General features: G+C 65.0%; 31 protein-coding genes. 16 read left to right on the forward strand and 15 right to left on the reverse strand.

Translation table 11 applies throughout. The features are described 5' to 3' along the window. Positions 1–20: 20 nt before the first annotated feature. Positions 21–1007, reverse strand: coding sequence for an NAD(P)H-quinone oxidoreductase (locus CFP68_RS11360; protein WP_099827038.1), 987 nt, complete (start codon positions 1005–1007; stop codon positions 21–23). A gap of 71 nt (positions 1008–1078) precedes the next feature. Then, positions 1079–1765 (reverse strand): COQ9 family protein, encoded by a 687-nt coding sequence (locus tag CFP68_RS11365; protein WP_099827039.1) that lies wholly within the window; start codon positions 1763–1765, stop codon positions 1079–1081. Between the two features lie 107 nt (positions 1766–1872). Between CFP68_RS11365 and rpsU the strand changes: the two genes are divergently transcribed. Further along, entirely contained in the window at positions 1873–2079 is a 207-nt protein-coding gene (gene rpsU / locus CFP68_RS11370; protein ID WP_007118112.1) for a 30S ribosomal protein S21, read from the forward strand. Between the two features lie 99 nt (positions 2080–2178). Here rpsU and CFP68_RS11375 read toward each other — a convergent pair whose 3' ends face one another. Beyond that, positions 2179–2685: a DUF992 domain-containing protein gene (locus CFP68_RS11375; protein ID WP_099827040.1), complete on the reverse strand. Its 507-nt coding sequence runs from the start codon at positions 2683–2685 to the stop codon at positions 2179–2181. 105 nt (positions 2686–2790) lie between these two features. Continuing rightward, a complete protein-coding gene (locus CFP68_RS11380) occupies positions 2791–3144 on the reverse strand; it encodes a DUF4112 domain-containing protein (protein WP_099827041.1) in 354 nt (117 codons plus the stop codon). Between the two features lie 142 nt (positions 3145–3286). On the opposite strand from CFP68_RS11380, the gene CFP68_RS11385 reads away from it, so the two are divergent. After that, positions 3287–3736 (forward strand): lytic transglycosylase domain-containing protein, encoded by a 450-nt coding sequence (locus tag CFP68_RS11385; RefSeq protein WP_099827042.1) that lies wholly within the window; start codon positions 3287–3289, stop codon positions 3734–3736. Positions 3737–3754: 18 nt separating this feature from the next. Here the strand turns inward: CFP68_RS11385 and mscL are convergent, their stop codons facing one another. Continuing rightward, positions 3755–4192 carry a large conductance mechanosensitive channel protein MscL gene (gene mscL, locus CFP68_RS11390; RefSeq protein ID WP_099827043.1) on the reverse strand — a complete coding sequence of 146 codons (438 nt, stop codon included), beginning with the start codon at positions 4190–4192 and terminating at the stop codon, positions 3755–3757. A 208-nt stretch (positions 4193–4400) separates the two neighbouring features. On the opposite strand from mscL, the gene CFP68_RS11395 reads away from it, so the two are divergent. Together CFP68_RS11395 and CFP68_RS11400 are read left to right on the forward strand one after the other, a co-directional pair. After that, a complete protein-coding gene (locus tag CFP68_RS11395; RefSeq protein ID WP_099827044.1) occupies positions 4401–5246 on the forward strand; it encodes a methylated-DNA--[protein]-cysteine S-methyltransferase in 846 nt (281 codons plus the stop codon). 115 nt (positions 5247–5361) lie between these two features. After that, positions 5362–6015: a YiaD family glycine zipper/OmpA-like lipoprotein gene (locus tag CFP68_RS11400; protein WP_099827045.1), complete on the forward strand. Its 654-nt coding sequence runs from the start codon at positions 5362–5364 to the stop codon at positions 6013–6015. Between the two features lie 178 nt (positions 6016–6193). Here the strand turns inward: CFP68_RS11400 and CFP68_RS11405 are convergent, their stop codons facing one another. The 5 genes from CFP68_RS11405 to CFP68_RS11425 form a co-directional block, all read right to left on the reverse strand. Beyond that, positions 6194–6757, reverse strand: coding sequence for a F0F1 ATP synthase subunit B (locus CFP68_RS11405; protein WP_099827129.1), 564 nt, complete (start codon positions 6755–6757; stop codon positions 6194–6196). Positions 6758–6762: 5 nt separating this feature from the next. Further along, positions 6763–7317: a F0F1 ATP synthase subunit B' gene (locus CFP68_RS11410; RefSeq protein WP_099827046.1), complete on the reverse strand. Its 555-nt coding sequence runs from the start codon at positions 7315–7317 to the stop codon at positions 6763–6765. 74 nt (positions 7318–7391) lie between these two features. Continuing rightward, positions 7392–7628, reverse strand: a complete 237-nt coding sequence (locus CFP68_RS11415; protein WP_099827047.1) for a F0F1 ATP synthase subunit C — start codon at positions 7626–7628, stop codon at positions 7392–7394. Positions 7629–7737: 109 nt separating this feature from the next. After that, positions 7738–8496, reverse strand: coding sequence for a F0F1 ATP synthase subunit A (locus tag CFP68_RS11420; RefSeq protein ID WP_099827048.1), 759 nt, complete (start codon positions 8494–8496; stop codon positions 7738–7740). Between the two features lie 3 nt (positions 8497–8499). Next, positions 8500–8841: an AtpZ/AtpI family protein gene (locus tag CFP68_RS11425; RefSeq protein WP_099827049.1), complete on the reverse strand. Its 342-nt coding sequence runs from the start codon at positions 8839–8841 to the stop codon at positions 8500–8502. 204 nt (positions 8842–9045) lie between these two features. On the opposite strand from CFP68_RS11425, the gene CFP68_RS11430 reads away from it, so the two are divergent. Continuing rightward, complete coding sequence (locus CFP68_RS11430; protein ID WP_099827050.1) at positions 9046–9384, forward strand: ArsR/SmtB family transcription factor; 339 nt, start codon at positions 9046–9048, stop codon at positions 9382–9384. A 378-nt stretch (positions 9385–9762) separates the two neighbouring features. Here CFP68_RS11430 and CFP68_RS11435 read toward each other — a convergent pair whose 3' ends face one another. From CFP68_RS11435 to CFP68_RS11445, 3 genes are read right to left on the reverse strand one after another with little or no spacing between them, the layout of a single operon-like run. Further along, positions 9763–10233, reverse strand: coding sequence for a hypothetical protein (locus CFP68_RS11435; RefSeq protein ID WP_145953435.1), 471 nt, complete (start codon positions 10231–10233; stop codon positions 9763–9765). 48 nt (positions 10234–10281) lie between these two features. Continuing rightward, positions 10282–11175 carry a DMT family transporter gene (locus tag CFP68_RS11440; RefSeq protein WP_099827052.1) on the reverse strand — a complete coding sequence of 298 codons (894 nt, stop codon included), beginning with the start codon at positions 11173–11175 and terminating at the stop codon, positions 10282–10284. Beyond that, complete coding sequence (locus CFP68_RS11445; protein ID WP_099827053.1) at positions 11172–12071, reverse strand: LysR family transcriptional regulator; 900 nt, start codon at positions 12069–12071, stop codon at positions 11172–11174. Before CFP68_RS11445 ends, CFP68_RS11440 begins: the two co-directional genes overlap by 4 nt. Positions 12072–12276: 205 nt before the next feature. On the opposite strand from CFP68_RS11445, the gene CFP68_RS11450 reads away from it, so the two are divergent. The 11 genes from CFP68_RS11450 (at position 12277) to rpmE (ending at position 19140) form a co-directional block, all read left to right on the forward strand. Continuing rightward, positions 12277–12885, forward strand: a complete 609-nt coding sequence (locus CFP68_RS11450; protein ID WP_193825224.1) for an FMN-dependent NADH-azoreductase — start codon at positions 12277–12279, stop codon at positions 12883–12885. A 369-nt stretch (positions 12886–13254) separates the two neighbouring features. After that, complete coding sequence (gene ffh, locus CFP68_RS11455; protein ID WP_099827054.1) at positions 13255–14760, forward strand: signal recognition particle protein; 1506 nt, start codon at positions 13255–13257, stop codon at positions 14758–14760. Positions 14761–14914: 154 nt separating this feature from the next. Further along, entirely contained in the window at positions 14915–15430 is a 516-nt protein-coding gene (locus tag CFP68_RS11460) for a GNAT family N-acetyltransferase (RefSeq protein ID WP_099827055.1), read from the forward strand. Then, positions 15427–15942 carry a GNAT family N-acetyltransferase gene (locus tag CFP68_RS11465; RefSeq protein ID WP_099827056.1) on the forward strand — a complete coding sequence of 172 codons (516 nt, stop codon included), beginning with the start codon at positions 15427–15429 and terminating at the stop codon, positions 15940–15942. The genes CFP68_RS11460 and CFP68_RS11465 overlap by 4 nt, the downstream gene beginning before the upstream one ends. Positions 15943–15991: 49 nt before the next feature. Next, positions 15992–16288, forward strand: a complete 297-nt coding sequence (locus CFP68_RS11470; RefSeq protein WP_099827131.1) for a chorismate mutase — start codon at positions 15992–15994, stop codon at positions 16286–16288. Positions 16289–16336: 48 nt separating this feature from the next. Beyond that, complete coding sequence (rpsP, locus tag CFP68_RS11475) at positions 16337–16711, forward strand: 30S ribosomal protein S16 (protein WP_099827057.1); 375 nt, start codon at positions 16337–16339, stop codon at positions 16709–16711. Between the two features lie 79 nt (positions 16712–16790). Further along, positions 16791–17303, forward strand: coding sequence for a ribosome maturation factor RimM (gene rimM, locus CFP68_RS11480; RefSeq protein WP_099827058.1), 513 nt, complete (start codon positions 16791–16793; stop codon positions 17301–17303). Positions 17304–17389: 86 nt separating this feature from the next. After that, positions 17390–17548, forward strand: coding sequence for a DUF1328 family protein (locus CFP68_RS11485; RefSeq protein ID WP_099827059.1), 159 nt, complete (start codon positions 17390–17392; stop codon positions 17546–17548). An 89-nt stretch (positions 17549–17637) separates the two neighbouring features. Next, on the forward strand, positions 17638–18474 hold the full coding sequence (trmD, locus tag CFP68_RS11490) for a tRNA (guanosine(37)-N1)-methyltransferase TrmD (protein ID WP_099827060.1): 837 nt from the start codon (positions 17638–17640) through the stop codon (positions 18472–18474). Positions 18475–18523: 49 nt separating this feature from the next. Continuing rightward, entirely contained in the window at positions 18524–18907 is a 384-nt protein-coding gene (gene rplS / locus CFP68_RS11495) for a 50S ribosomal protein L19 (RefSeq protein ID WP_099827061.1), read from the forward strand. Positions 18908–18918: 11 nt separating this feature from the next. Further along, positions 18919–19140 carry a 50S ribosomal protein L31 gene (gene rpmE / locus CFP68_RS11500; protein ID WP_099827062.1) on the forward strand — a complete coding sequence of 74 codons (222 nt, stop codon included), beginning with the start codon at positions 18919–18921 and terminating at the stop codon, positions 19138–19140. A 310-nt stretch (positions 19141–19450) separates the two neighbouring features. Here the strand turns inward: rpmE and zapE are convergent, their stop codons facing one another. Both zapE and CFP68_RS11510 read right to left on the reverse strand, forming a co-directional pair. Then, complete coding sequence (zapE, locus tag CFP68_RS11505; protein WP_099827063.1) at positions 19451–20533, reverse strand: cell division protein ZapE; 1083 nt, start codon at positions 20531–20533, stop codon at positions 19451–19453. 141 nt (positions 20534–20674) lie between these two features. Then, positions 20675–21880 carry a TIGR03862 family flavoprotein gene (locus tag CFP68_RS11510; RefSeq protein WP_099827132.1) on the reverse strand — a complete coding sequence of 402 codons (1206 nt, stop codon included), beginning with the start codon at positions 21878–21880 and terminating at the stop codon, positions 20675–20677. Between the last annotated feature and the right edge of the window lie 36 nt (positions 21881–21916).

Genomic DNA, 21916 nt, shown 5'->3' on the forward strand with positions numbered 1-21916 from the left:
CCTTGGGGTCAGGGTCAGTCTCATCCGGCGATCCGCAGCACGATCTTGCCGATATGGGTCGAGCTTTCCATCCGCGCATGGGCGCGGGCCGCGTCCTCGAGCGCGAATTCCTCGTCCATGACGGGATGGATCCGGCCCGACGCGAGCATCGGCCAGATTTCGCGGCGCAGCGCCTCGGCGATGCGCGCCTTGGTCAGATCGCTTTGCGGTCGCAGGGTGGATCCGGTCACGGTCAGGCGGCGCACCATGATCTGGGCGAAGTTCAGATCGGCCTTCGGGCTTTCCAGAAATGCGATCTGGACCAATCGCCCGTCGTCGGCCAGCGCCTTGATGTTGCGGGCAATGTACGAGCCGCCGACCATGTCGAGGATCAGGTTCGCGCCGCCCTCGGCCTTCATGATCTCGGCGAAATCTTCGGTCTTGTAATTGATCGCCCGCTCGGCCCCGAGATCAATGCAGGCGGCGCATTTTTCGTCGGATCCGGCCGTGGCAAAGACCCGCGCGCCCAACGCGCGCGCGATCTGGATCGCGGTGGTGCCGATGCCGGACGACCCGCCATGCACCAGAAACCGTTCACCCGCCGACAGGCCACCGCGCATCACGACGTTGGAATAGACGGTGAAGAACGTCTCGGGCAAACAGGCGGCGCGCTTCATGTCCATGCCCGCGGGCACCGGCAGGGCGTGGTCGGCGTGACAGACGGCATATTCGGCATAACCGCCACCGGGCAACAACGCGCAGACCTGATCGCCCACCGCCCAACGGGTCACGCCGGGGCCGATTTCGGCCACGGTTCCGGCCCCTTCCAGCCCCGGCAGATCGCTGGCGCCGGGCGGCGGAGCGTAATTGCCCGCCCGTTGCAGCGCATCGGGACGATTCACCCCGGCATAGGCCAGTTCGATCAGGATCTGGCCGTGGCCCGGCACCGGGCGCATGCGCTCGGCGGGCTTCAGAACCTCGGGGCCCCCGGGTTCGCTGATTTCGACGGCGCGCATTGACTTGCTCATGTCGTTCAAGGTCCTTTGCCGGTTTTTCGTTCCATATCAGCGGCGCGGGCGCTTCACCACACCGGCGGTGCCTATCCCCGACCCCGCCAGCTTCCCGGCATGTCCGCACGCGGCGCTCGCGACGGCGCGCGCACCTTCGACGCCAGCCAGTTCGGCCCGATCATCAGACCGCGCAACAGCGGGTTGTCGTTGATCGCTGCCTTGGCCTTTTCGAACTGCATCACGTTTTCGATGCGACGGTCCAGGAACGCCCAGGTCGCCTTGTCGTCGATGCTGTCATCGCCAAGCCAGTACAGCACCGTCGACGCATAGACTCCCGACAGGGTCGCGCGCTTGGAATACCAGTTGATATCGTCCGAGGTATCGCCCAGGGCGGTCCAAATATGATCGGCCGTTTCCCAGATCGCCCGCGCCCCCTCGGCCGCATGTTGCGGCAGGGAAAAGAACGTGGTGCCACGGCGCACGACCTCCTTGTCGTCCACGGCCTCGAGCCTGAAGCGCACGGCGCGTGCGACCTTTTCGCGGAACTTGAGGTGGCTCATGTCGGTCTCGCGCAGCCGTTCCAGCATTGCCGCATCGCCCGCCCGGTGAAACGCCAGCGCCAGGTCCAGCGCGCCGCGCGGGAACAGCGCCTTGGCCCGGGCCGGGTCGACATCCGCATCGCGGGCGGCGGCGGCAAGGGTCGCCGCGCTCCAGCCGTCGAAGGGCACGTGCATCATCGCCGCGTCCAGGATCCGGCTTTTCGCATCATCGGTCATGATTCACCTCTTCAATTTCGTCTCACTGGACAAGTTAGCACAAGGTTGCTATACGCCCACTTCCTGCACTTTATGCAACTTCAACCTAGAAAGGTGGTGAAAACCACATGCAGGTCAGTGTTCGTGACAACAACGTCGATCAGGCGCTCCGCGCTCTGAAGAAAAAGCTCCAGCGTGAGGGCGTTTTTCGTGAAATGAAGCTCAAGCAGCATTTCGAAAAACCGTCCGAGAAGAAAGCGCGCGAGAAGGCCGAGGCCATCCGTCGCGCCCGCAAGCTTGCCCGTAAAAAGGCACAGCGCGAAGGCATGATGTAAGAGTTTTCGACTCTGGGCCGTTTCGGCGGCCACACGAAAACCCCCGGGCGAAAGCGCCGGGGGTTTGGTGTTTCAGGGGGATCGACAGCGATGATGCCGTCACTCCATCGAGGCAAGGGTCAGGCGGCTGAGCCCGACGGCGATGTTCAGCCCGGTCTTGCCTTCGACGCTGAACGGCTGAAGGCCGATGGAATCGTTGCTACCGCCGATCAGGGCATTGGCGCCAAGGCCGACACCGACAGACGCATCAGCCGAAACACCCGCATAGGTGCCGTCCAGCGTCATGTCTTCGGGCGCACGGTCCAGCGCCTGCACGACCACCCATTTCATATAGCTTTCGCCCGAAATGCCGATATCGACACCCAGCTTGTCCATCTTGCCGCGATAGATCTGTTCGGATCCGTCGTTCTGTTCGAACACACACATCGCATCGCGGCTGGACCCGATCAGAAGGCCGAAGCCGCCTTCGATGTTGCATTCCAGGTATCCCAGCGTGGTGCCCGTCTCGACGGTCCGGGTCTCGACGGCGGTCTGCGCCCCGGCGGACAGGGGCAGCGCGGCGGCGATTGCGATGGCCGCAAATGTGGATCGGTTGTGGTGGGTCATGGAACAACTCCGTTGGTTTGGCGACGCCGGCACGCTGCCGGTTCACATTGTCACCAGAACGGGCCAAGGCCGGGCGATGTTCCACGGGGGCCACCTTACCGCGCGTCAGCCGGCAGTTTCGGCGGCCTGCTTTTTCAGCACCTCCTGCAACAGGCGCGCGTTGCGCAGGTTGCCCTTGAACGCCACGTCAAAGAGGTCGCCGACCACGGGCACCGCGCCGACGCCAAGGTCGATTCCCCAGTTCACCATCATCCGCACCAGAACAGTCCGCGGCACCCCCAGACGATGCGCCCGCCAGATCAGCCATGCCGCCGGCACGGCCACGACCGCATCGCCGACACCGGGAATCAGCCCGATCAGCGAATCGTAACCGAAACGGATGCCCAGCACGCTGAACCGCGCGTCCAGCAGGCGCGCCAGGCGGTCGATCCGGCGCAATTCGGCGGCGTGTCGCGACATTGCGGTTTGCTGGGCTTTCGGGTCCGGTCGCAAGCGGCCTCCTTGGGCAAAACGGCGCCGGGTGGTGCGCCCGACCTAGGATCGGCCATTGCACACCGTCGGCGGGGCGATATTCTGTGCGAAACCACACACGAGTCCTGACATGATCACCCGTCGTTTCGCGCTTTGCAATGGTGTCGCCTTCGCTTTGGGTGCCTGCGGCCGCCAGCCCCCCCCGCCCCCGCCCGAGGCCAGCCGGGGCGCACGGGCGCTGTCGCCCAAGATCGCGTTCTATGCGCAGAAGTGGAACGTGCCCGAATCGCTGGTGCATCGGGTCGTGCAACGCGAAAGCGGTTATGATCCGGCGGCGCGCAACGGCCCCTATTACGGCCTGATGCAGATCCATCCGACAACGGCGCGCACCATGGGCCACAAGGGCGCGCCCGACGCATTGCTGGATGCCGACACGAACCTGAATTACGCGGTCAAATACCTGCGCGGTGCCTGGATGGTTGCCGACGGCAGCCCGGACCGTGCCGTGTCCTGGTATTCCCGCGGCTATTACTACGAGGCCAAGAAACGCGGATTGCTGAAGGAAACCGGCCTGCGCTAGGCAGGCCGGCGTCGCGGATCAGGCGCGGCCCTTGGCCAGTTCGTCGCGGATGGCAATCAGGACGTCCAGCTCCGATGGGCCGGTCTGCACCTCGGGCGCAATGTCGTCCGGCTTTTCCGCTGCCGATTTCAGCCGGTTGACCGCCTTGACCAGCATGAAGACCACAAAGGCGATGATGAAAAAGTTGATGCAGGCCGTGATGAAGGCACCATAGGCAAAGATCGCCGCCCCGGAATCACGCGCGGCGTCCAACCCGACGCCGGGCGGCACGTCACCCGACAGCACGACATACATGCTGGTGAAATCCACCCCGCCGAGGATGAGACCGATAACCGGGTTGATCAGATCCCCCACAAGGGACGTCACGATGGCGGTGAAGGCCGCGCCGATGATGATGCCCACGGCCAGGTCCATGACGTTGCCCTTGGCGATAAAATCCTTGAATTCGTTGATCATTTGCGGCCCCCGCTGTCCAAATATCCTTGCAGATCTGCTAGCGCACCCCGGACGATCTGAAAAGATGATTCCGCATCAGCCGCCTATGCCCCAGGTTGAATGGGGCGGAACGCCGGACGCGCCCCTGCCGGCGCAACCCGCAGCTTTCGGATCGCGGGCCGCATTGATCCCGCCTATCCTCGGACCAGCCCCAAGCGAGAGTAACGCCATGCGCGACACCGAACACAGCTATCACTGGCAACTCATGCGCCGCGCCATCGACCGGCTGGACACGGATGACGGCCGGTCCATGACGCTTGAGGATATCGCGTCCGAGATGAACCTGTCACCGGCGCATTTTCAGCGGATCTTCTCGCGTTGGGCCGGGATCTCGCCCAAACGGTTCCAGCAGTATCTGCGGCTGGGCCATGCCAAGACCCTGCTGGAGCGGCGCGTGACAACGCTGGAGGCGGCGGCGGAAACTGGGCTGTCGGGGGGTGGACGGCTGCACGATCTGTTCGTGCGGTGGGAAGCGATGTCGCCCGGCGATTATGCGCGCAGGGGGGACGGCCTGACCGTGTTCTGGGGCTGGTTCGACAGCCCCTTCGGCCCGGCGCTGGTCATGGGCACCGACAAGGGCATCTGCGGCATCGCGCTGTCCGCCGAAACCGGCCCGGACGCGGCGATGGCCGATCTGACCGGCCGCTGGCCCAATGCATCCTTTGTCGAAAACCCCATGCGGTTGCGCACGTGGGTGTTGTCGGCGTTCGGCGCGGACACCGCCACTGACCCCACGCCCCTGTTCCTGATCGGTGCCCCGTTCCAGATCAAGGTGTGGGAGGCGCTTTTGCGCGTGCCCACGGGCCACGTTACCACCTATGGCGACATTGCCGAACATATCGGTTCCCCCCGCGCCGTGCGGGCCGTGGGCACCGCGGTCGGGCGCAATCCGATCAGCTGGCTGATCCCGTGCCATCGCGCCATCCGCAAGACCGGCGGGCTGGGCGGATATCACTGGGGCCTGCCGGTGAAACGCGTCATGCTGGCTGACGAGGCGGCAATGACGGGATTGTGAGGATCACGAATATATGTGGCAACGATCCGCCGATCCTCCATATATGCCATGCGTCCGGGACCCGAACGTCCTATGACCTGCGTTGGAGATGTGACGTTAACCGTTTGAGGATCACATGATTATATCGAAATTCGCCACTGCCGGCGTGCTTGCCGGCACACTCGCCCTGACCGGCTGCGTCAACCAGCAGACAGGTCAGCCCAACCGCACCGGCACCGGCGCGCTGACCGGCGCCGCCATCGGCGCCGTTCTGGGCGGCACCCGTGAAAGCGGGCCGTCACGGTTCAAGAACGCCGCACTGGGCGCCGCGATCGGGGCCGCAGGCGGTGCCGTCGTCGGCAACATCCTGGACAAGCAGGCCGCCGAACTGCGCGGTGACTTCAGCAACGGCGCCATCGACGTTGTGAACACCGGCAACGAACTGATCGTGCGGATGCCGCAGGACATCCTGTTCGCCACCGACAGCGCCATCGTCGCGGGCACCCTGCGTTCGGACCTGGGCGTTCTGGCCGCGAACCTGAACCGCTATCCCAACTCGATCGTCGAAGTGCAGGGCCACACCGACAACACCGGCTCGTCCGCCTATAACCAGGACCTGTCACAGCGGCGCGCGGCCGCCGTCACGTCCATCCTGGCCGCGAACGGCGTATCGTCCGGCCGCCTGCGCGCCGTCGGCTTCGGTGAGGATCGTCCGGTCGCCGAAAACCTCAGCGCCGCGGGACGCGCACAGAACCGTCGCGTCGACATCGTGATCCGTCCGACCAACTGACGGAATCTCCTGTCGTCAGAGACACGGAAAGGCCGCAGCGCATCGTGACGCTGCGGCCTTTTTGTCGGGATCACACGGCCCGTGAAAAGTCTGCGCGCCTGATCATCGCCGCCGATACGAACGCAAAAGCCCGGCCACTTGCCAGTGACCGGGCTTTGCTCTTGTCATGGCCGCGGTGTCAGTGAAGCTTGGCTTCCACGGTCTTGATCGACTCGTCGATCAGCGCATTGGCCCGCGCGGCGTTCATGTCTTTTGCCAGAACGTCAGCGGCGGCGGCGATCGCCACCTGGATCGCACGGTTGCGCACGTCGCGGATGGCGTCGGACTGCGCCGATTCGATCTGGTCCTCGGCCGCCTTCAGGCGACGCTGGATCGAGATGTCGAGATCGGACTTGGCCTTCTCCGATGCCGCCTGCGCTTCGGCGCGCGCCGATGCCACGATGCGGTCGGCCTGCTCCTGCACTTCCTGCTGCTTGCGTTCGTACGAGGCGAGAAGCGCCTGAGCTTCTTCGCGCAGGGCGCGCGCATCGTCCAGATCGGCACGAATGCCGGTCGCACGCTTGTCGAGCATGCCCAACAGGATGCGCGGCACCTTGAAATAGACCAGCACCGCGATGAACAGGATGAACGCGATCAGGACGACGAAGTCGGTGTTCCGCAACGACAGGAACGGCCCGGACGCCGCCAGGGCAGGACCGGACGACATGGCGCCGACGGCGGTGGTTGCAAGGATTTTCTTCATGTCGATCATCCTTTCAACCGCGCCTGCACGGCAGCGTCGATCGCCGCCTGGTCCGAGGTGCCGCCCAGTGCACCGACCAGCGCGCCGGCGGTTTCCTTGGCAACCTCTTCGATGGCCGCAACGGCACCCTTGCGGATCTCGTTGATCGACGCCTCGCTTTCAGCGGACTTCGCGGCGATTTCCTCGTCGGCCTTTGCAATCGCCTGGTCCAAGTCGCCCTGGATGTCGGCCTTTGCCGCCGCGACGATCTTGCCGGCTTCGATCCGCGCATCCGCCAGCGCCTTGTCATAGGCTTTCTCGGCGTGTTGCGCGCGCAGCTTCAGTTCTTCGGCGGCAGCGATGTGGTTGGTGATCGTCCCCTGGCGTTCGGCCAGCACGCCACCGACACGGGGCAGACCGATCCGCGTCAGGATGAAATAGATCGCGAACAGCGCGATCAGCAGCCAGAAAATCTGGTTCGGAAAGGTCGAGAAATCAAGTTGGGGCATGCCCGCCTCGATCTCTTGCGCGACCGTTTCGCCGGCGTGACCGTCCACGATCACTGGTGTCTCTGTGGCCATGTCGTCCCCCTGAAACCTTGAAATGCATCGGGCGGGCCACAGGAGCCCACCCGACCGTAAGGATCAAGCGTCGATCAGACGGCAAACATCAGCAGCAGCGCGACGAGGAACGAGAAGATCCCCAGCGCTTCCGCGAATGCGATGCCGATGAAAAGGGTCGCGGTCTGGGCAGCGGCAGCCGACGGGTTGCGCAGGGCACCCGACAGGAAGTTGCCGGCAACGTGGCCAACACCGATGGCGGCGGCACCCGAACCGATGGCAGCCAGGCCGGCGCCGATGAATTGACCCATGTTTGCGATATCGCCTTCCATGTCTTCTCTCCTTACGATGGAATTAGGTTTTGATCGTATGACAGGCCCTAAGGCCCGGCGTAGCGGGGATGGGGTTGCGGCGGATCACCCGCCCGGCCCCACCGTCGTGTCAGTGTCCCGGATGCAGCGCGTCCTTAAGGTACACGCAGGTCAGGATGGTGAAAACATAGGCCTGGATGAACGCGACCAGCACCTCAAGCGCATAGACGCCGACCATCCCGATGATCGCCAGCGGCGCGACGGCGGTCACGGCGGCGAAGCCCGCGAACACCTTCAGCACGGCGTGACCGGCCATGATGTTGCCCGCAAGACGGATGGAGTGGCTGACCGGGCGCACGAAGAAGGAGATCAGTTCGATGATCGCCAGCACCGGGCGCAGGGCCAGGGGTGCCGAGCTGACCCAGAACAGGCCCAGGAACGCCGCGCCGTTCTTTACGAAGCCCAGAACCATCACGGTCAGGAACACGGCCAGGGCCAGAACCGCCGTCACCGCGATATGCGATGTGGTGGTGAAGGACATGGGGATCAGACCCAGGAAGTTGGCGAAGACGATGAACAGGAACAGCGTCATGATGTACGGAAAGTATTTCAGACCGTCACGACCCGAGACGTCCTCGACCATCTTGTAGATGAAGCCATAGGCAAGCTCGGCCACGGATTGGCCGCGCGACGGCACGATGTTGCGGCCACGCGTGGCGATCACCATCAGCAGCGCGACACAGCCAACCGCCAGGGCCAGCCACAGCGTGACATTGGTAACCGTGAACATGCCCACCGGACCGTCGCCAAAAAGCGGCTTCACGATGAATTGGTCCATCGGATGAATGCTCAGGCCGCTTCCGCCTTCCGCGCCGTTTTCGCCCGCCATCGTTCAACCCTTTCCGTCCGGCGCTTCGGGATCTTGCCCGTCCGCCTGCATCGCCTTGACCTCAAGCTCTTTCGCGGTGCGCATCATCGTCTTGACACCCGCCGCAAGCCCGAGGCCCACAAAGATCAGCATGAAGACGGGCAGTGTGCCAAACAGCAGATCCAGCCCGTACCCCATGCCAAAGCCGATCCCGAGACCGGCCACAAGTTCGATCACCATCCGCCAGGCGATGTTGGCCTGGGAATAGTGTTCATCCGACCGGGGCCTGGGCCCATGTTCCGCCTTGGCGGCCGAAATCCGATCTTCCAGCGCCTTAAGTCGCGCGTCGGATGGCGGTTCGGACATGGGATACCCCCGGTCAGGTTGGGCGGACACTAGAAACACGACGGGCCAGAGTCAAGACGGCGCAGGAAAGCCATAAGTATATGTTCTTAAATGCTTATTCCTCGCGCAGCCACCCGGCCAGTTCGCCCGGAACAGAGGGCACAGGCGAAAATGATATTCAACCGCACGGTTGACCATGGAGGATCCGGGTGCCACAGGATCGCCATGGCGCATCCTCTCGACATCGTTTTCTCGGCCCTCGCGGATCCCACCCGCCGCGCGATCCTGTCGATGCTGTTGGAAGACGACATGGCCGTCACCGATGTTGCCGCGCCGTTTTCAATCTCGCTCGCGGCGATCTCGAAACATCTCGGCGTCCTGGCGCAGGCGGGTCTGATCACGCAGGAGCGTCGTGGTCGCGTGAACTGGTGCAAACTCGACCCCGACGCCCTGCGCGATGCATCGGTCTGGATGCAGGGGTTCGGGCAATTCGACGTCACGAACCTGGATGCGCTGGAGCGGTTCCTGAAGGCCGAACGGCTGTCCGACGATCCGGCCCCCTGAGCAATCAGCGTCCCATACATGGAACACCGGACAGCCAAAACAGCAAAAGCCGTGACGGAAAATCACGTCACGGCCTTGCACGTCCTTAAACACGCGCCTCTCGACCCCTTGCGGAGTTACTCACCAAGCGCGGTAGAAAGCTGTGGTCACGTCGGCTGCGATCAGAGAACGAAGCTCACGATTGCCACGACGATGACGACCAGTCCGACAAGATAGATGATATTCCGCACAATATGTCCCTTCATTCATTTTACCGACAACACCGCAGGGTGCGAACGGTTCCATGGCCTGCAGAAATCCGCGTTGGCGAAACAAAAATGGGCAGGCCATTCGGCCTGCCCATCCTGCGATACGAGGTCAGCTGCTTGCGCGCTGCGATCAGGTGTCCGGCGTCGTCGTGGTGGACGAGCTGCCGTCGTTCAGGACAACGACCAGCGCCAGCAGAGCCGCGGCACCGCCGATGACTGCACCGCTGTTCGCCATGCCTGCGCCTGCGGGCAGATCGCCGGCAACGCTGGACATGTTGGCGCCGGTCGGCGCGAAGTCAGCGGCGTTGCAGCCGGGAACGATGACCGAAGACGATTCGCGCGCGCTGGGCGCGTCGAATGCAACGCCGGGGTACTTCGACTGAAGCACGTTGACGATGTTCGCGTTCACGGCCGCGACGTTCGCGTTGTCGCCGGAAGCGGGCATGGAGATGTTGCAGGTCGCGGCCTGCGCGCCGACTGTCGTGCCAAATGCAGCGATGGCGGAAATCGCCACGGCCTGTGCAATGTTCTTGAAGGTCATAGTGGTCCTCACCAGTTGAAATCCAATGCCACCTTTAAACACAATGCTGCGCAGCGGCAAACCCCAAACAGAGGATCGGCGGAAAATCTCCGCTGCGCCTGAACGCCGTCATGACTTTTTTGCACTGCGCTCTGCAAAGAGAACACCAAGCGCGCACAAGGTCAAGAAAAGTCCGCCCAGAAACGAGAAGTCGGGAAATGGCTGACCCAGCGCACGCTGCCACAAAAGCACCCAGACGGGCACCAGATACGTATAGGCCATGACCTTGGACGAAGGCAGGCGCAGCGACGAAAACTGTAGCAAAACAAAGGTGATGGCACTGGCAAACACGGCCGTGTAAAGGATCGTGATCCAGACCATCAGGGGCAGCGCAGTCCAGTCAGTGGCCCTGATCGACCCCCAGGCGAACACGATCAGCACAACGCATCCGGCCAGCGATACCCCGAAGGAAAACACCGTTGCAGTTTCGCCACGGTTCAGGCGGCGCACCAGGGGCGTATAGGCCGCATGGGCCATGCAGCCCCAGAAATAGATCATCTCGCCACGGCCGACCTCCATCCCCAGAAGCTGTGCGGGATCGCCGCGGAAAATCACCCACAATGCGCCGATCGCCCCCATGACAAGCGCCAGGGCGATCGCGCCGGTGACGGCCTGGCGCAGGAACAGCCAGCCGAAGCCGGCGGCCAGAGCCGGGGTCAGGGTGAACACCGCCGCGGCGGATACGGGCGGCGCTGTCTTCAGCCCCTCGAACATCAGCACGAAATAGCAGGCCAGCAATCCGCCCAGCACCAGATAGCGCCACGGCGCCACCCAGGTCGATCGCGACACGCCGCCGGATGCCCACGCTGCCGCCCCCACCAGGGTCGTCGCGATGATGAACCGCGCCGCGTTCAGGGCGCTCGGCGCGATGTCGTTCGCCGCCAGTGAACCCAGCGCGAATGATCCCGCCACCAGCGCCGAAAACCCCAGCATGGCCATGTGGCCCTTGATTTCAGGGGTCATTCGCCGGTCGCTCCGGCGGTCCAGCGTTTCGCCTCGGCCTTCAGGAACGCCAGCGCCGCCTGCACCTTGACCGTTCGGTGCAGATCGACATGGGTCACCAGCCACAAGGGCGACGCCCATTCGCCGCGCGGTGCCACCATCTGCACCAGGTCGGGCATCTCGGCCGCCTCGAACACCGACAGAAACCCCATTCCCGCGCCCGCGCGCACGGCCGCGGTCACGATGTCGCTGTCGGTGCTGCGGAACGTGATCCGGTCCGCCGGCACCGTCCGGCGCAGCCAGCGATTGAACGGCGCGCGGCTGTCGTTGTCATCGGACGCGCAGAATCGGTGACGGGCCAGATCTGTGTCACCGTCCGGCCGCCCCATCGCCGCAAGATAACCCTGGCTGGCATAGATCGCGACAGGCTCGTCCAGAAACGGCTGAACCACGTTGTCGGGATCCTTGGGCGCCGGGCCGGCACGAACGGCCACATGGGCCTCGCCGTATTCCAGGCGGAACACCCGGTCGCCGGTCAGCAATCGCACGACCACGTCGGGATGGGCCTGTTGAAACCGCACCAGGGCGGGTGTCAGGGTGCGGGCCACATGGCCCAGCGCCGTGACGACCAGATCGCCCGAGACATGGGCCCCCTGCCCCCGGATCCGACCGGCCAGTTGCGTGAACTTCTCATCCGCCACCTTCGCCACGTCCAGAAGGTCGGCACCGGCCTCGGTCGCCGTATAGCCGCGCCCGTGCCTCTGAAACAGCTTCACGCCCAGCTGCGCCTCGAGCGAATCGATATGGCGGATCACCGTGGCATGGTGCACGCCCAGAACCTCGGCCGCGCCGCTGACCGTGCCGACGCGCGCCACATGATAGGCGGTGCGGATCTCGTCCCAGGCGGAAAGGGTCATCTCGGGCGCACCATGACGTTGCAGACTGCCGGAAACCGGCGCCCGGGCAAAAGGCAACATTCCACCCGACAGCGCAAGAGGTGCGGAACCTGCGCATCCACGCACAGACCTCTGATCGCTGCTGCGGGTGTCAAAACGATCAACCGCCCGCTAGGTGACGCCACATGCCATCCAACCCTTGTGAAATTCCTGACAACGGAGCTTGATCTTGACCCGTATCCTGCACATCGACTCTTCGGTGAACCTCGAGTCATCGGTCAGCCGCCGGCTCAGCGCCGCCGTCATCGCCCGCTTTGACGACGCCACCGTGACCGTCCGCGACGTCGCGCGCCACCCGCTGCCCCAGGTCGATAGCAGCTTCGCCGTCGCACGGGCGATCCCGCGCGCCGAACGCACGACGGAACAGCAAGCGGCGCTGAAGCTGTCCGACGCGCTGATCGCCGAGCTGCGCGCCGCGGACGTCATCGTCATCGGCGCGCCGGTCTACAACTTCTCGATCCCCGCATCTCTGAAGGCCTGGATCGATCTCGTGGCGCGCGCCGGCGAGACATTCCGCTATACTTCGGCCGGTGCCCAAGGCCTGTTGACGGGCAAGCGCGCCATCATCGCCATGGCATCGGGCGGCACATCCGCGGGTGCCGAAAACGACTTCAACACCCGTTACCTGCGCTACATTCTCGGGTTCCTGGGCATTACCGATGTCACGATCGTCGCCGCAGACGCACTGGCACGGGACGCAGAAGGCGCAATCGCCCGCGCCGAAGCCGCCATCGATGCGCTGCCCGTGGCCATCCCCCGCCACGAGCCGGCCTGATCCGAACCCTGCACACCCGGGCGCACCGCAGGACGCCGGGCCTGCGGGGCGCGCCTCCGCACCCCGGGCTCGCCTGACAACATGCGCATGGTGCCGGCCGCCGGCCGGCACCCCCCACAGTGCATGCGCCGGCTTGACTTTGCCGCGCCGTCCCGCTAACGCTCCGCAAACCCCGGGAGTCTCCATGTCTTCCGGTCCCCGCTCATACCGGGGATCGCCCCCCACCAGCGCGTTGCGCCCGTGGGGGCGTTCATGCTTTGCCTGCCCCCCGTGGGGCAATCGACGTCCGGCCCTGCCGTCCGCCGACTCTGAACAGCCGGTCCGCCACCCCGGGCGGATCTTCCGAATTCGCTCCGAAAGGCCGCGTCCATGTTTGAAAATCTGTCCGAACGCCTTTCCGGCGTCTTCGACCGGCTCACCAAACAGGGCGCCCTGTCGGAAGACGATGTCAAAACCGCCCTGCGCGAGGTCCGCGTTGCATTGCTCGAGGCGGACGTGTCCCTTTCGGTGGCGCGCGATTTCGTCAAGGCGGTGCAGGACAAGGCGACCGGCCAGGCGGTGACGAAATCGGTCACCCCCGGCCAGCAGGTCGTCAAGATCGTCCACGACGAACTGGTGCATGTCCTCAAGGGCGACACCGACAATCCCGGCGCATTGCGCATCGACAACCCGCCGGCGGCGATCCTGATGGTGGGCCTCCAGGGTGGCGGCAAGACGACGACGACAGCCAAGCTGGCCCGCCGGCTGTCGGGCCGCGACGGCAAGCGTGTGCTGATGGCATCGCTCGACGTGAACCGCCCCGCCGCGATGGAGCAGCTGGCCATTCTCGGCACCCAGATCGGTGTCGATACCCTGCCCATCGTGGCGGGCCAGACACCGGTCGATATCGCCAGACGGGCGAAACAGCAGGCCAGCCTGGGCGGTTACGACGTCTACATGCTCGACACCGCCGGCCGGCTGTCCATCGACGACGAGCTGATGGACCAGGTCGCGGCCGTGCGCGACGTGGCCAACCCGCGCGAAACCCTGCTGGTGGTCGATGGCCTCACCGGTCAGGACGCCGTGCACACCGCCGAGAATTTCGACGGCCGCATCGGCATCACGGGCGTGATCCTGACCCGGATGGACGGCGACGGACGCGGCGGCGCGGCCCTGTCCATGCGCGCGGTCACCGGCAAGCCGATCAAGTTCGTCGGCCTTGGCGAAAAGCTCGACCAGATCGAGGAATTCCACCCCGAACGCGTCGCCGGCCGGATCCTCGGCATGGGCGACATCGTCGCGCTGGTCGAAAAGGCCCAGGAAACCATCGAGGCCGAACAGGCCGAGCGGATGATGAAGCGCTTCCAGAAGGGTCAGTTCAACATGAACGACCTGAAGATGCAGCTTGAACAGATGCTCAAGATGGGCGGCATGGAAGGCGTGATGGGCATGATGCCCGGCATGGCCAAGATGCAGAAACAGGTCGCCGACGCGGGCTTCGATGATTCGGTGCTGCGCCGCCAGATCGCCCTGATCCAGTCGATGACCAAAAAGGAACGCGCCAACCCCGCGTTGCTCCAGGCTTCGCGCAAGAAACGCATCGCCAGGGGGGCGGGACTGGAAGTCAGCGAACTGAACAAACTTCTCAAGATGCAACGCCAGATGGGCGACATGATGAAGAAGATGGGCAAGATGGGCAAGGGCGGCGCCCTGAAACAGGCCATGCGCGGCATGTTCGGCAAGGGCGGCATGCCGTCCGAAGCTGAAATGCAGGCCGCCCAGGCCCAGATGGGCGGCGGCAAGGGTGGTGCCGGACAGCTTCCCCCAGGCTTCCCCGGCCTCGGTGGCGGCAGCGCCCTGCCTCCCGGCCTCTCCGGCTTCGGCAAGAAGAAATGACCGTGGTTTTTTCTTGCCCGAAATACTCGCGCCGCAGGCATCCCCGGCATGTGCAAGCGCCGCTCCCCGCAGGGGCACGCCGCGGCGCAGCCGCCGGTCATGGCGTCGCGCGGCAGCGCGTCCTTCGGGACACCTCGTCGTCGCGGGGCGCATCATGCTGATTCCGACTGTGACCACCGATCGGCTGACCCTGCGCGCGCCGCGGGAATCGGATCTGCCGGCCTTCGCCGCGTTCCGGGCCTCGGATCGTACATCGTTTCTCGGCGGCCCGTTCGACGAGACGGATTCGTTCAAGCAACTCTGCGCGATCGCCGGCCACTGGCAGATCCGCGGCTTCGGCCGCTGGATGGTGGCCGACCGCACGACCGATGAACCGCTCGGCGTGGTCGGCCTGTTCTTTCCCGTCCATTGGCCCGAACCCGAACTGGCCTGGTCGGTCTTCGCGGCCGGCGAGGGGCGCGGTGTTGCCCATGAATCGGCATGCGCCGCCCGCGACTATGCCTATGACAGCCTCGGCATGACCACGCTGATCAGCTGCATCGACCCCGCCAACAGCCGCTCGATCGCACTGGCGCGCCGGATGGGCGCGACGCCCGACGGGCACTTCGACCATCCCAGAAGCGGCGCCATCCACGTCTGGCGTCATCCGGGCCCCGGGGATACGCCATGACGTTGCTGGTCACCGAACACTTCACGCTGCGCCGGCCGCAGGCGTCGGATCTGACGCCATGGACCGGGTTCTACCTGTCGGAGCGCGGCGCCTGGAACGGCGGCGGGCGCGACAGCGACGAGGGCCGCGCCTGGCGCATGTTTGCCGCGTTCATCGGCCATTGGGAGATCCACGGCTTCGGCCCCTTCGTGATCGAAACCGCCGGAACCGGGTCACCGGTCGGCATGACCGGTCCCTGGTTCCCGGCGTCCCACCCCGAACCCGAGATCCTGTGGAACGCCTGGAGCACGCAGACCGAGGGCACCGGCACCATGGCCGAGGCCACGCGAGAGGTGTTGCGCCACGTCTTCGAAGACCTGCAATGGACCACCGCGGTCAGCTATGTCGACCCGGGCAACACCCGCTCGCTCAGGCTGGCCGAACGTCTTGGCGCGACGGTGGATGCGGACGCGCCGCGCCCCCATCCGGATGACCGGGTGTTGCGCCACCCCAACCCCGGACAGCGCCCATGACGCGCACAGCAACGACACCCGCCCCATGGCCCTTTACCCGGAGACCGACATGAGCGATTCCGCAACCCTTGCCGCCGAGTTGCTGAAGGGCCACCGCGCCAGCATAGACCGGCTCGATTCGATTCTGGTCTATACATTGGCCGAACGGTTTGCCCACACCCAGGCGGTGGGCAGGCTGAAGGCCGAACACGATCTTCCGCCGTCCGATCCGGCCCGCGAGGCGCGCCAGATCGAGCGGCTGGAATGGCTCAGCAAAGACGCCGATCTCGACCCCGAATTCGCCAAGACGTTCCTTGCGTTCATCATCCGCGAAGTCATCAAGCACCACGAACAACACCAATCCTAGGCTGCAACCTACCTCCCCAGCCTTTCATACCCGAAGGAGAATGCCACAATGGCCATGAAGATCAGACTCGCCCGCGGCGGTTCGAAAAAGCGCCCCCATTATTCCATCGTCGCCACCGATTCGCGGATGCCCCGCGACGGCCGCTTCCTGGAAAAGCTGGGCACGTATAACCCGCTTCTGCCCAAGGACGACGAGAACCGCGTGAAGATGGACGCCGAGCGCGTGCAATACTGGCTGTCGCACGGCGCACAGCCGTCCGATCGCATCGCCCGCATGCTGGAAGCCGCGGGCCTGCGCGAGAAGGCCGAGCGTAACAACCCCAAGAAGGGCACGCCGGGCAAGAACGCGACCGACCGCGCCGAACAGAAGGCCGCCAAGGCATCGGCCGCCGCCGAAGCCGCCAACGCGCCGGCCGAAGACTGATTTCGCCCACGACTGCCTTGCCCCATCCCGGTGCCGCACCGGGATGGGGCCATTCTGTTCCGGTTTGACAGGTGCGCCCATGACCACGTCCGAACCCGTCTGCGTCGGCGCCATTACCGGATCCTTCGGGGTGCGCGGCGACGTCCGTCTGAAAAGCTTCTGTGCCGATCCCGAAGCCATTGCCTCCTATGGTCCGCTGACGACCGAGGACGGCAAGACCAGCTTCACCCTCACCCTCCAGGGCCAGACCAAGGGCGGCTTCACTGCCCGGCTCTCGGGCGTCACGTCGAAGGAACAGGCCGACGCCCTGCGCGGCACGCGCCTTTATGCGCCGCGCGATCGCCTGCCGGCCCTGCCCGATGACGAATTCTATCATGCCGATCTGATCGGGCTTTCGGTGTTCGACACCGGCGGTGTCCTGATCGGCAAGGTCAAGTCGGTGCTGAACCACGGTGCCGCCGACCTGCTGGAACTTCACCGCGCCGGGCGGTCCGACACATTGTTGCTGCCCTTCACGCTCGAAACCGTGCCGACGGTCGATCTTGCCTCGGGGCGCATCGTTGCCGATCCGCCCGACGGCCTGCTGGACTAGTCTGGTTCAACGGGAACAGGTCGCCCCGGTCCCGCGTTCTTCGCTAAAGGCGGCCCATTCCGGGCGCCGGGACGAAAGGACATTCCATGGAACTCATTCTCATCCTGCTGGTCGTGGCCGCCATTGCCGGCCTTCTCGGATTCAACTTCATCTCGGGCGTCGCGCTGACCGGGGCCAAGATCCTGATCGGTATCGCCTTGGTTCTGTTCCTGCTTCTGCTTCTCGGCGTCTTTGCCATCGCCTGACCGCTGAACCCCGTGTCGGCGCGGCCCCTTGACCGGGCAACGCCGACACGACATCACGGCGCCGGACACATCCGGCGCAGGACGACATCATGGCAGGCGATCCCCCCGCGAAATCCCATGGCCGCCTGTCGATCCAGCCCACGGCACAACCCAGCGACCTGATGGGCGAAACGCCACGGCTGAAGGACGCATGGTGCGCCCGGATCATCACATTGTTCCCCGAAGTCTTTCCCGGCGTTCTGGCCGCATCGCTGACCGGGAAGGCCCTGGCCGAGGGGTTGTGGCGCCTTGAAACGCTGGATTTGCGCAGCTACGGCGAGGGGAAACATCGAAATGTTGACGACACGCCCGCCGGTGGCGGTGCCGGCATGGTCTTGCGGGCGGATGTGCTGGACCGGGCGCTGAACGACGCCGCCACGGGCACGCCCGCAAACCGCGCGCGCTGGCCGGTCATCTACCTGTCGCCGCGGGGAAAACCTTTTGACCAGGCCATGGCCCGTCGGTTCGCCCAAGCGGCGGGGATCACCCTGTTGTGCGGGCGTTTCGAGGGCGTGGATCAGCGGATTCTGGACCATCACGCCATCGAGGAGGTGTCGCTGGGCGATTTCGTGATGACCGGCGGTGAGATCGCCGCGCAGGCCTTGATCGATGCGACAGTCCGTCTTATACCCCGCGTGCTCGGGAATCACGCCTCCACCGAAGAAGAGTCCTTTTCCGAAGGCCTTCTGGAGCATCCGCAGTATACGAAACCGTCCCTTTGGGAAGGCCGCGCAATTCCGGACATTCTCCTGTCCGGGCATCACGGCAAGATTTCCCGCTGGCGCCGGACGATGGCCGAAAGGCTGACCAAGGAACGCCGCCCTGATCTCTGGCGGGCATATTGCGCGGCGCGCGGTATGGACCCGGAGGACGACCAAGAGCTCTGAGGGCGCATCACACGTTACGGGAAAACCCGTGCAAACAAAGGAGCGTCAGATGAATCTGCTCGCACAGCTGGAGGCCGAACAGGTCGCCGCACTGGGGAAAGAGATCCCCGATTTCAAGGCCGGTGACACCATCCGCGTCGGTTACAAGGTGACTGAAGGCACGCGGACCCGGGTGCAGAACTATGAAGGCGTCTGCATCTCGCGCAAGCATGGCAAGGGCATTGCCGGATCGTTCACCGTTCGCAAGATTTCGTTCGGCGAAGGCGTGGAGCGTGTGTTCCCCCTGCATTCGACGAACATCGAAAGCATCACGGTGGTGCGTCGCGGCAAGGTGCGTCGCTCGAAGCTGTATTACCTGCGCGCCCGTCGCGGCAAGTCGGCACGGATCGCCGAAGTCACCAACTATCGGCCCCTTGCCGATAAATCCGCCTGAGGAGCCCCGAGATGAAAGCAGATATCCATCCCGCATATCACGTCATCGACGTGAAGATGACCAACGGCGACGTCGTTCAGATGAAGTCGACCTGGGGCAAGGAAGGCGATCAGATGGCGCTGGACGTCGATCCCTCGGTGCACCCTGCCTGGACCGGCGGCTCGACCCGCCTGATGGACACCGGTGGTCGCGTGTCGAAGTTCAAGAAAAAGTACGAAGGCCTGGGGTTCTGAACCACGGGACGTCGCGATGCGTAACGGGCCGCCCATCCGGGCGGCCCGTTTGCGTTCGAGGTCGGGAAACGCGCTCCGCGCGGGAGTATTTTCAGCAAGAAAAAGCCAGGGCGGTGTGAAGGTCGTGTGCGACGTCAAGCGGGGTCGGACGGTGTGCGATAGGCTTACGAACCAAGAGTGGTTCGCACACGCGAAAACGGGTTCTGGCTCAGCCTTTTCAGCGCTTTCCTGAAACCGATCACGATGCGGCGTTCGGTGCTGGCGTCAAGACGGGGCACGCCGATCATCATGCCTGCCCGGCGTCTCTTTCTCACGCTCGGTCGGACGCTGCCGCCACCGACGTGACACTCTGCATTTCGCGCAATCGCGACGCTGTTCGCTCGAATTCGAACAATCCCTCGCCTTCGAGATAGAGGCGTTCGGGCACATCCGCCGCGGACATGATCAGCTTGATGCGCGCCTCGTAGAGCGCATCGATCAACGTCACGAAGCGCCGCGCCTCGTTGTAGTTCTCGCTCGACAGGCGCGGCACCTCGTCCAGCAGCAGCACACGGACCGCGTCGGCCAACGCAAGATAATCGGCTGCGCCCAAGGGACGGCCGCAGAGATCCCAGAACGACGCCCGCGCAACCCCGCCCGAGAATTGCGGCACCTCTATGGTCCGCCCCTGCACCGTCAGTGTCAGGGGTTCGACGTCGGCGCCGCGCAGCTTGTTCCACGCCGCATCCATCGCCTGACGCGCCTCGGGTCCGAGCGGCGAGAAATAGACCGCCGTGTCGCCAAGACGGTCCTGGCGGTAATCCTTGCGGGCGGCCAGTTCGTGCACCACCATGTTGTCTTTCAGGAACGCGATGAAAGGCAGGAACAGCTGACGGTTCAGCCCGTCCTTATACAGATCGTCGGGCGGGCGGTTCGACGTGGTCACGACCGCGACGCCACCGGCGATCAGCATTTCGAAGAGGCGCCCGACGATCATCGCGTCGGTGATGTCGGTGATCTGCATCTCGTCGAGACACAAGAGCCGCGTGTCGGTGACGATCTGTTCGCCCACCGGGGCCAACGCGTCGTCGACGCCGCGTTTGCGGGCCGCGTTCATGCCGGCGTGGACCTCTTGCATGAACGCGTGGAAATGCGTGCGCCGCTTTGCCTCGATCCCGACCGAACGGAAGAACAGATCCATCAGCATGGACTTGCCGCGCCCGACGCCGCCCCACAGATAAAGCCCGCGGATCGGTTCGGGCGCGCGACGGCTGAAAAACCCGGACTTGCGAGGTGGCGTCGCAAGGCATCCACGCAGGCGTTCGAATTCGGGGAAGGCGGCGCGCTGCACCGGGTCGTCCGCAAGATCGCCCGACGCAATCCGATCATCGTATAGGTGTTCCAGCGTGCGCATTCGGCCTCCGGCGATTTTGTGGCAAAATAGGCGATGTGCCCGGGGGATCAAAGCCCCGGCCGGGGCATTTGGCAGACCGGTCGCACCGGGCGCCAAACCGCCCGAAGGGCAAATGACGTGGCGCGCAGCGCCTCCTTTGGATCAGACCTGCCCGCCCTGTGCAAAGGCCGCCGCATGGCGGGCGGCCCAGCGTCCCGATGCGAGACAGCCGTTGATCAGGTATCCGCCGGTCGGTGCGTCCCAATCCAGCATCTCGCCGGCAACGAACATTCCCAGAACAGCGCGCAACATCAGCCCGCGGTCCACCGCGCCGGGCGCGACCCCGCCGACGGTGGAAATGGCTTCATCGAGCGGGCGCAACCCGGCATGGCGCACCGGCAGGGCCTTCACCCGCGCGGCCAATCGATCATCCACGGGCAAGGGGCGCCCGAACGTCATCAACAGCCCCAGGCGGCCCGGATCCAGCCGAAGCGCTTTCCGAATGTGGTTCGACAGGCTGGCCTTGCCCCGTGGCCGACTCAGCCGGTCGGCCACCTTCGCAAGCGGCCAATCCGGCATCAGGTCCAGCGTCAGGTGGTCACCGGCCCGGATCATGGGAGACACCGGATAGATGCCACCGCCCTCCAGCCCCCGCGCGGAAATCACGAACTCTCCCCTGAACACCTTCCCGCCCGCATGCAGCGCGGTGCCCTTCACCGGTGTGCCGAACAGCTTTGCCATCTGCGGCGGCCAATCCACCGACAGCCCCGCGTTCGACGCGGCGAACGGCACCGTGTCCACGCCGAGCCCCGCCAACGTGTCGATCCATGCGCCGTCCGAGCCGAGGCGTCGCCAGCTCGCACCGCCCAGCGCCAGCACGCAGACATCCGCTGCCACGTCGCGCGGGCCTTCGGGGGTGTCGAAGCGGAAGCCGCCGTCGCGCATCCCCTGCCAGCGCCACCGTGTCCGCCGCTCCACGCCCAGCGCCGTCAACCGCGCCAACCAGGCGCGCAACAGCGGCGACGCCTTCATCGCGACCGGAAAAACACGCCCCGAAGTGCCGGTGAATATCGCCTGGCCCAAACCGCGCACCCAAGCCTGCACGGCATCGGGGCCGAAGTCACGCAGGGCGGCGATGAACGGTTCGGGCGCGCCGGTATAGGCGTGCATGAAATCCGCCAAGGGCGCGTCGGTTGTCAGGTTCAGGCCCGATTTTCCCGCCATCAGGAACTTGCGCCCGAGGCTGGGCATCGCATCGGCCACGATCACCGACAGGCCCGCCCGCGCCAGGGTTTCGGCCGCCATCAGCCCGGCCGGCCCGCCACCGATGACCAGCGCCCGACGCGCGACCTTTGCGCCCCTCGCGATCACGCTAGGTCACCGCGCGAGCCACGACAGGGATAC

Origin of the sequence: Oceaniglobus indicus, assembly GCF_002751875.1 — a bacterium.
GTDB lineage: Bacteria > Pseudomonadota > Alphaproteobacteria > Rhodobacterales > Rhodobacteraceae > Oceaniglobus > Oceaniglobus indicus.

What these genes read in the sequence shown, in the direction of transcription:
- CFP68_RS11360 (WP_099827038.1), bottom strand. Translation starts at nt 1,007, where the DNA reads ATGAGCAAGTCAATGCGCGCCGTCGAAATCAGCGAACCCGGGGGCCCC.
- CFP68_RS11365 (WP_099827039.1), bottom strand. Translation starts at nt 1,765, where the DNA reads ATGACCGATGATGCGAAAAGCCGGATCCTGGACGCGGCGATGATGCAC.
- rpsU (WP_007118112.1), top strand. Translation starts at nt 1,873, where the DNA reads ATGCAGGTCAGTGTTCGTGACAACAACGTCGATCAGGCGCTCCGCGCT.
- CFP68_RS11375 (WP_099827040.1), bottom strand. Translation starts at nt 2,685, where the DNA reads ATGACCCACCACAACCGATCCACATTTGCGGCCATCGCAATCGCCGCC.
- CFP68_RS11380 (WP_099827041.1), bottom strand. Translation starts at nt 3,144, where the DNA reads ATGTCGCGACACGCCGCCGAATTGCGCCGGATCGACCGCCTGGCGCGC.
- CFP68_RS11385 (WP_099827042.1), top strand. Translation starts at nt 3,287, where the DNA reads ATGATCACCCGTCGTTTCGCGCTTTGCAATGGTGTCGCCTTCGCTTTG.
- mscL (WP_099827043.1), bottom strand. Translation starts at nt 4,192, where the DNA reads ATGATCAACGAATTCAAGGATTTTATCGCCAAGGGCAACGTCATGGAC.
- CFP68_RS11395 (WP_099827044.1), top strand. Translation starts at nt 4,401, where the DNA reads ATGCGCGACACCGAACACAGCTATCACTGGCAACTCATGCGCCGCGCC.
- CFP68_RS11400 (WP_099827045.1), top strand. Translation starts at nt 5,362, where the DNA reads ATGATTATATCGAAATTCGCCACTGCCGGCGTGCTTGCCGGCACACTC.
- CFP68_RS11405 (WP_099827129.1), bottom strand. Translation starts at nt 6,757, where the DNA reads ATGAAGAAAATCCTTGCAACCACCGCCGTCGGCGCCATGTCGTCCGGT.
- CFP68_RS11410 (WP_099827046.1), bottom strand. Translation starts at nt 7,317, where the DNA reads ATGGCCACAGAGACACCAGTGATCGTGGACGGTCACGCCGGCGAAACG.
- CFP68_RS11415 (WP_099827047.1), bottom strand. Translation starts at nt 7,628, where the DNA reads ATGGAAGGCGATATCGCAAACATGGGTCAATTCATCGGCGCCGGCCTG.
- CFP68_RS11420 (WP_099827048.1), bottom strand. Translation starts at nt 8,496, where the DNA reads ATGGCGGGCGAAAACGGCGCGGAAGGCGGAAGCGGCCTGAGCATTCAT.
- CFP68_RS11425 (WP_099827049.1), bottom strand. Translation starts at nt 8,841, where the DNA reads ATGTCCGAACCGCCATCCGACGCGCGACTTAAGGCGCTGGAAGATCGG.
- CFP68_RS11430 (WP_099827050.1), top strand. Translation starts at nt 9,046, where the DNA reads ATGGCGCATCCTCTCGACATCGTTTTCTCGGCCCTCGCGGATCCCACC.
- CFP68_RS11440 (WP_099827052.1), bottom strand. Translation starts at nt 11,175, where the DNA reads ATGACCCCTGAAATCAAGGGCCACATGGCCATGCTGGGGTTTTCGGCG.
- CFP68_RS11445 (WP_099827053.1), bottom strand. Translation starts at nt 12,071, where the DNA reads ATGACCCTTTCCGCCTGGGACGAGATCCGCACCGCCTATCATGTGGCG.
- ffh (WP_099827054.1), top strand. Translation starts at nt 13,255, where the DNA reads ATGTTTGAAAATCTGTCCGAACGCCTTTCCGGCGTCTTCGACCGGCTC.
- CFP68_RS11460 (WP_099827055.1), top strand. Translation starts at nt 14,915, where the DNA reads ATGCTGATTCCGACTGTGACCACCGATCGGCTGACCCTGCGCGCGCCG.
- CFP68_RS11465 (WP_099827056.1), top strand. Translation starts at nt 15,427, where the DNA reads ATGACGTTGCTGGTCACCGAACACTTCACGCTGCGCCGGCCGCAGGCG.
- CFP68_RS11470 (WP_099827131.1), top strand. Translation starts at nt 15,992, where the DNA reads ATGAGCGATTCCGCAACCCTTGCCGCCGAGTTGCTGAAGGGCCACCGC.
- rpsP (WP_099827057.1), top strand. Translation starts at nt 16,337, where the DNA reads ATGGCCATGAAGATCAGACTCGCCCGCGGCGGTTCGAAAAAGCGCCCC.
- rimM (WP_099827058.1), top strand. Translation starts at nt 16,791, where the DNA reads ATGACCACGTCCGAACCCGTCTGCGTCGGCGCCATTACCGGATCCTTC.
- CFP68_RS11485 (WP_099827059.1), top strand. Translation starts at nt 17,390, where the DNA reads ATGGAACTCATTCTCATCCTGCTGGTCGTGGCCGCCATTGCCGGCCTT.
- trmD (WP_099827060.1), top strand. Translation starts at nt 17,638, where the DNA reads ATGGCAGGCGATCCCCCCGCGAAATCCCATGGCCGCCTGTCGATCCAG.
- rplS (WP_099827061.1), top strand. Translation starts at nt 18,524, where the DNA reads ATGAATCTGCTCGCACAGCTGGAGGCCGAACAGGTCGCCGCACTGGGG.
- rpmE (WP_099827062.1), top strand. Translation starts at nt 18,919, where the DNA reads ATGAAAGCAGATATCCATCCCGCATATCACGTCATCGACGTGAAGATG.
- zapE (WP_099827063.1), bottom strand. Translation starts at nt 20,533, where the DNA reads ATGCGCACGCTGGAACACCTATACGATGATCGGATTGCGTCGGGCGAT.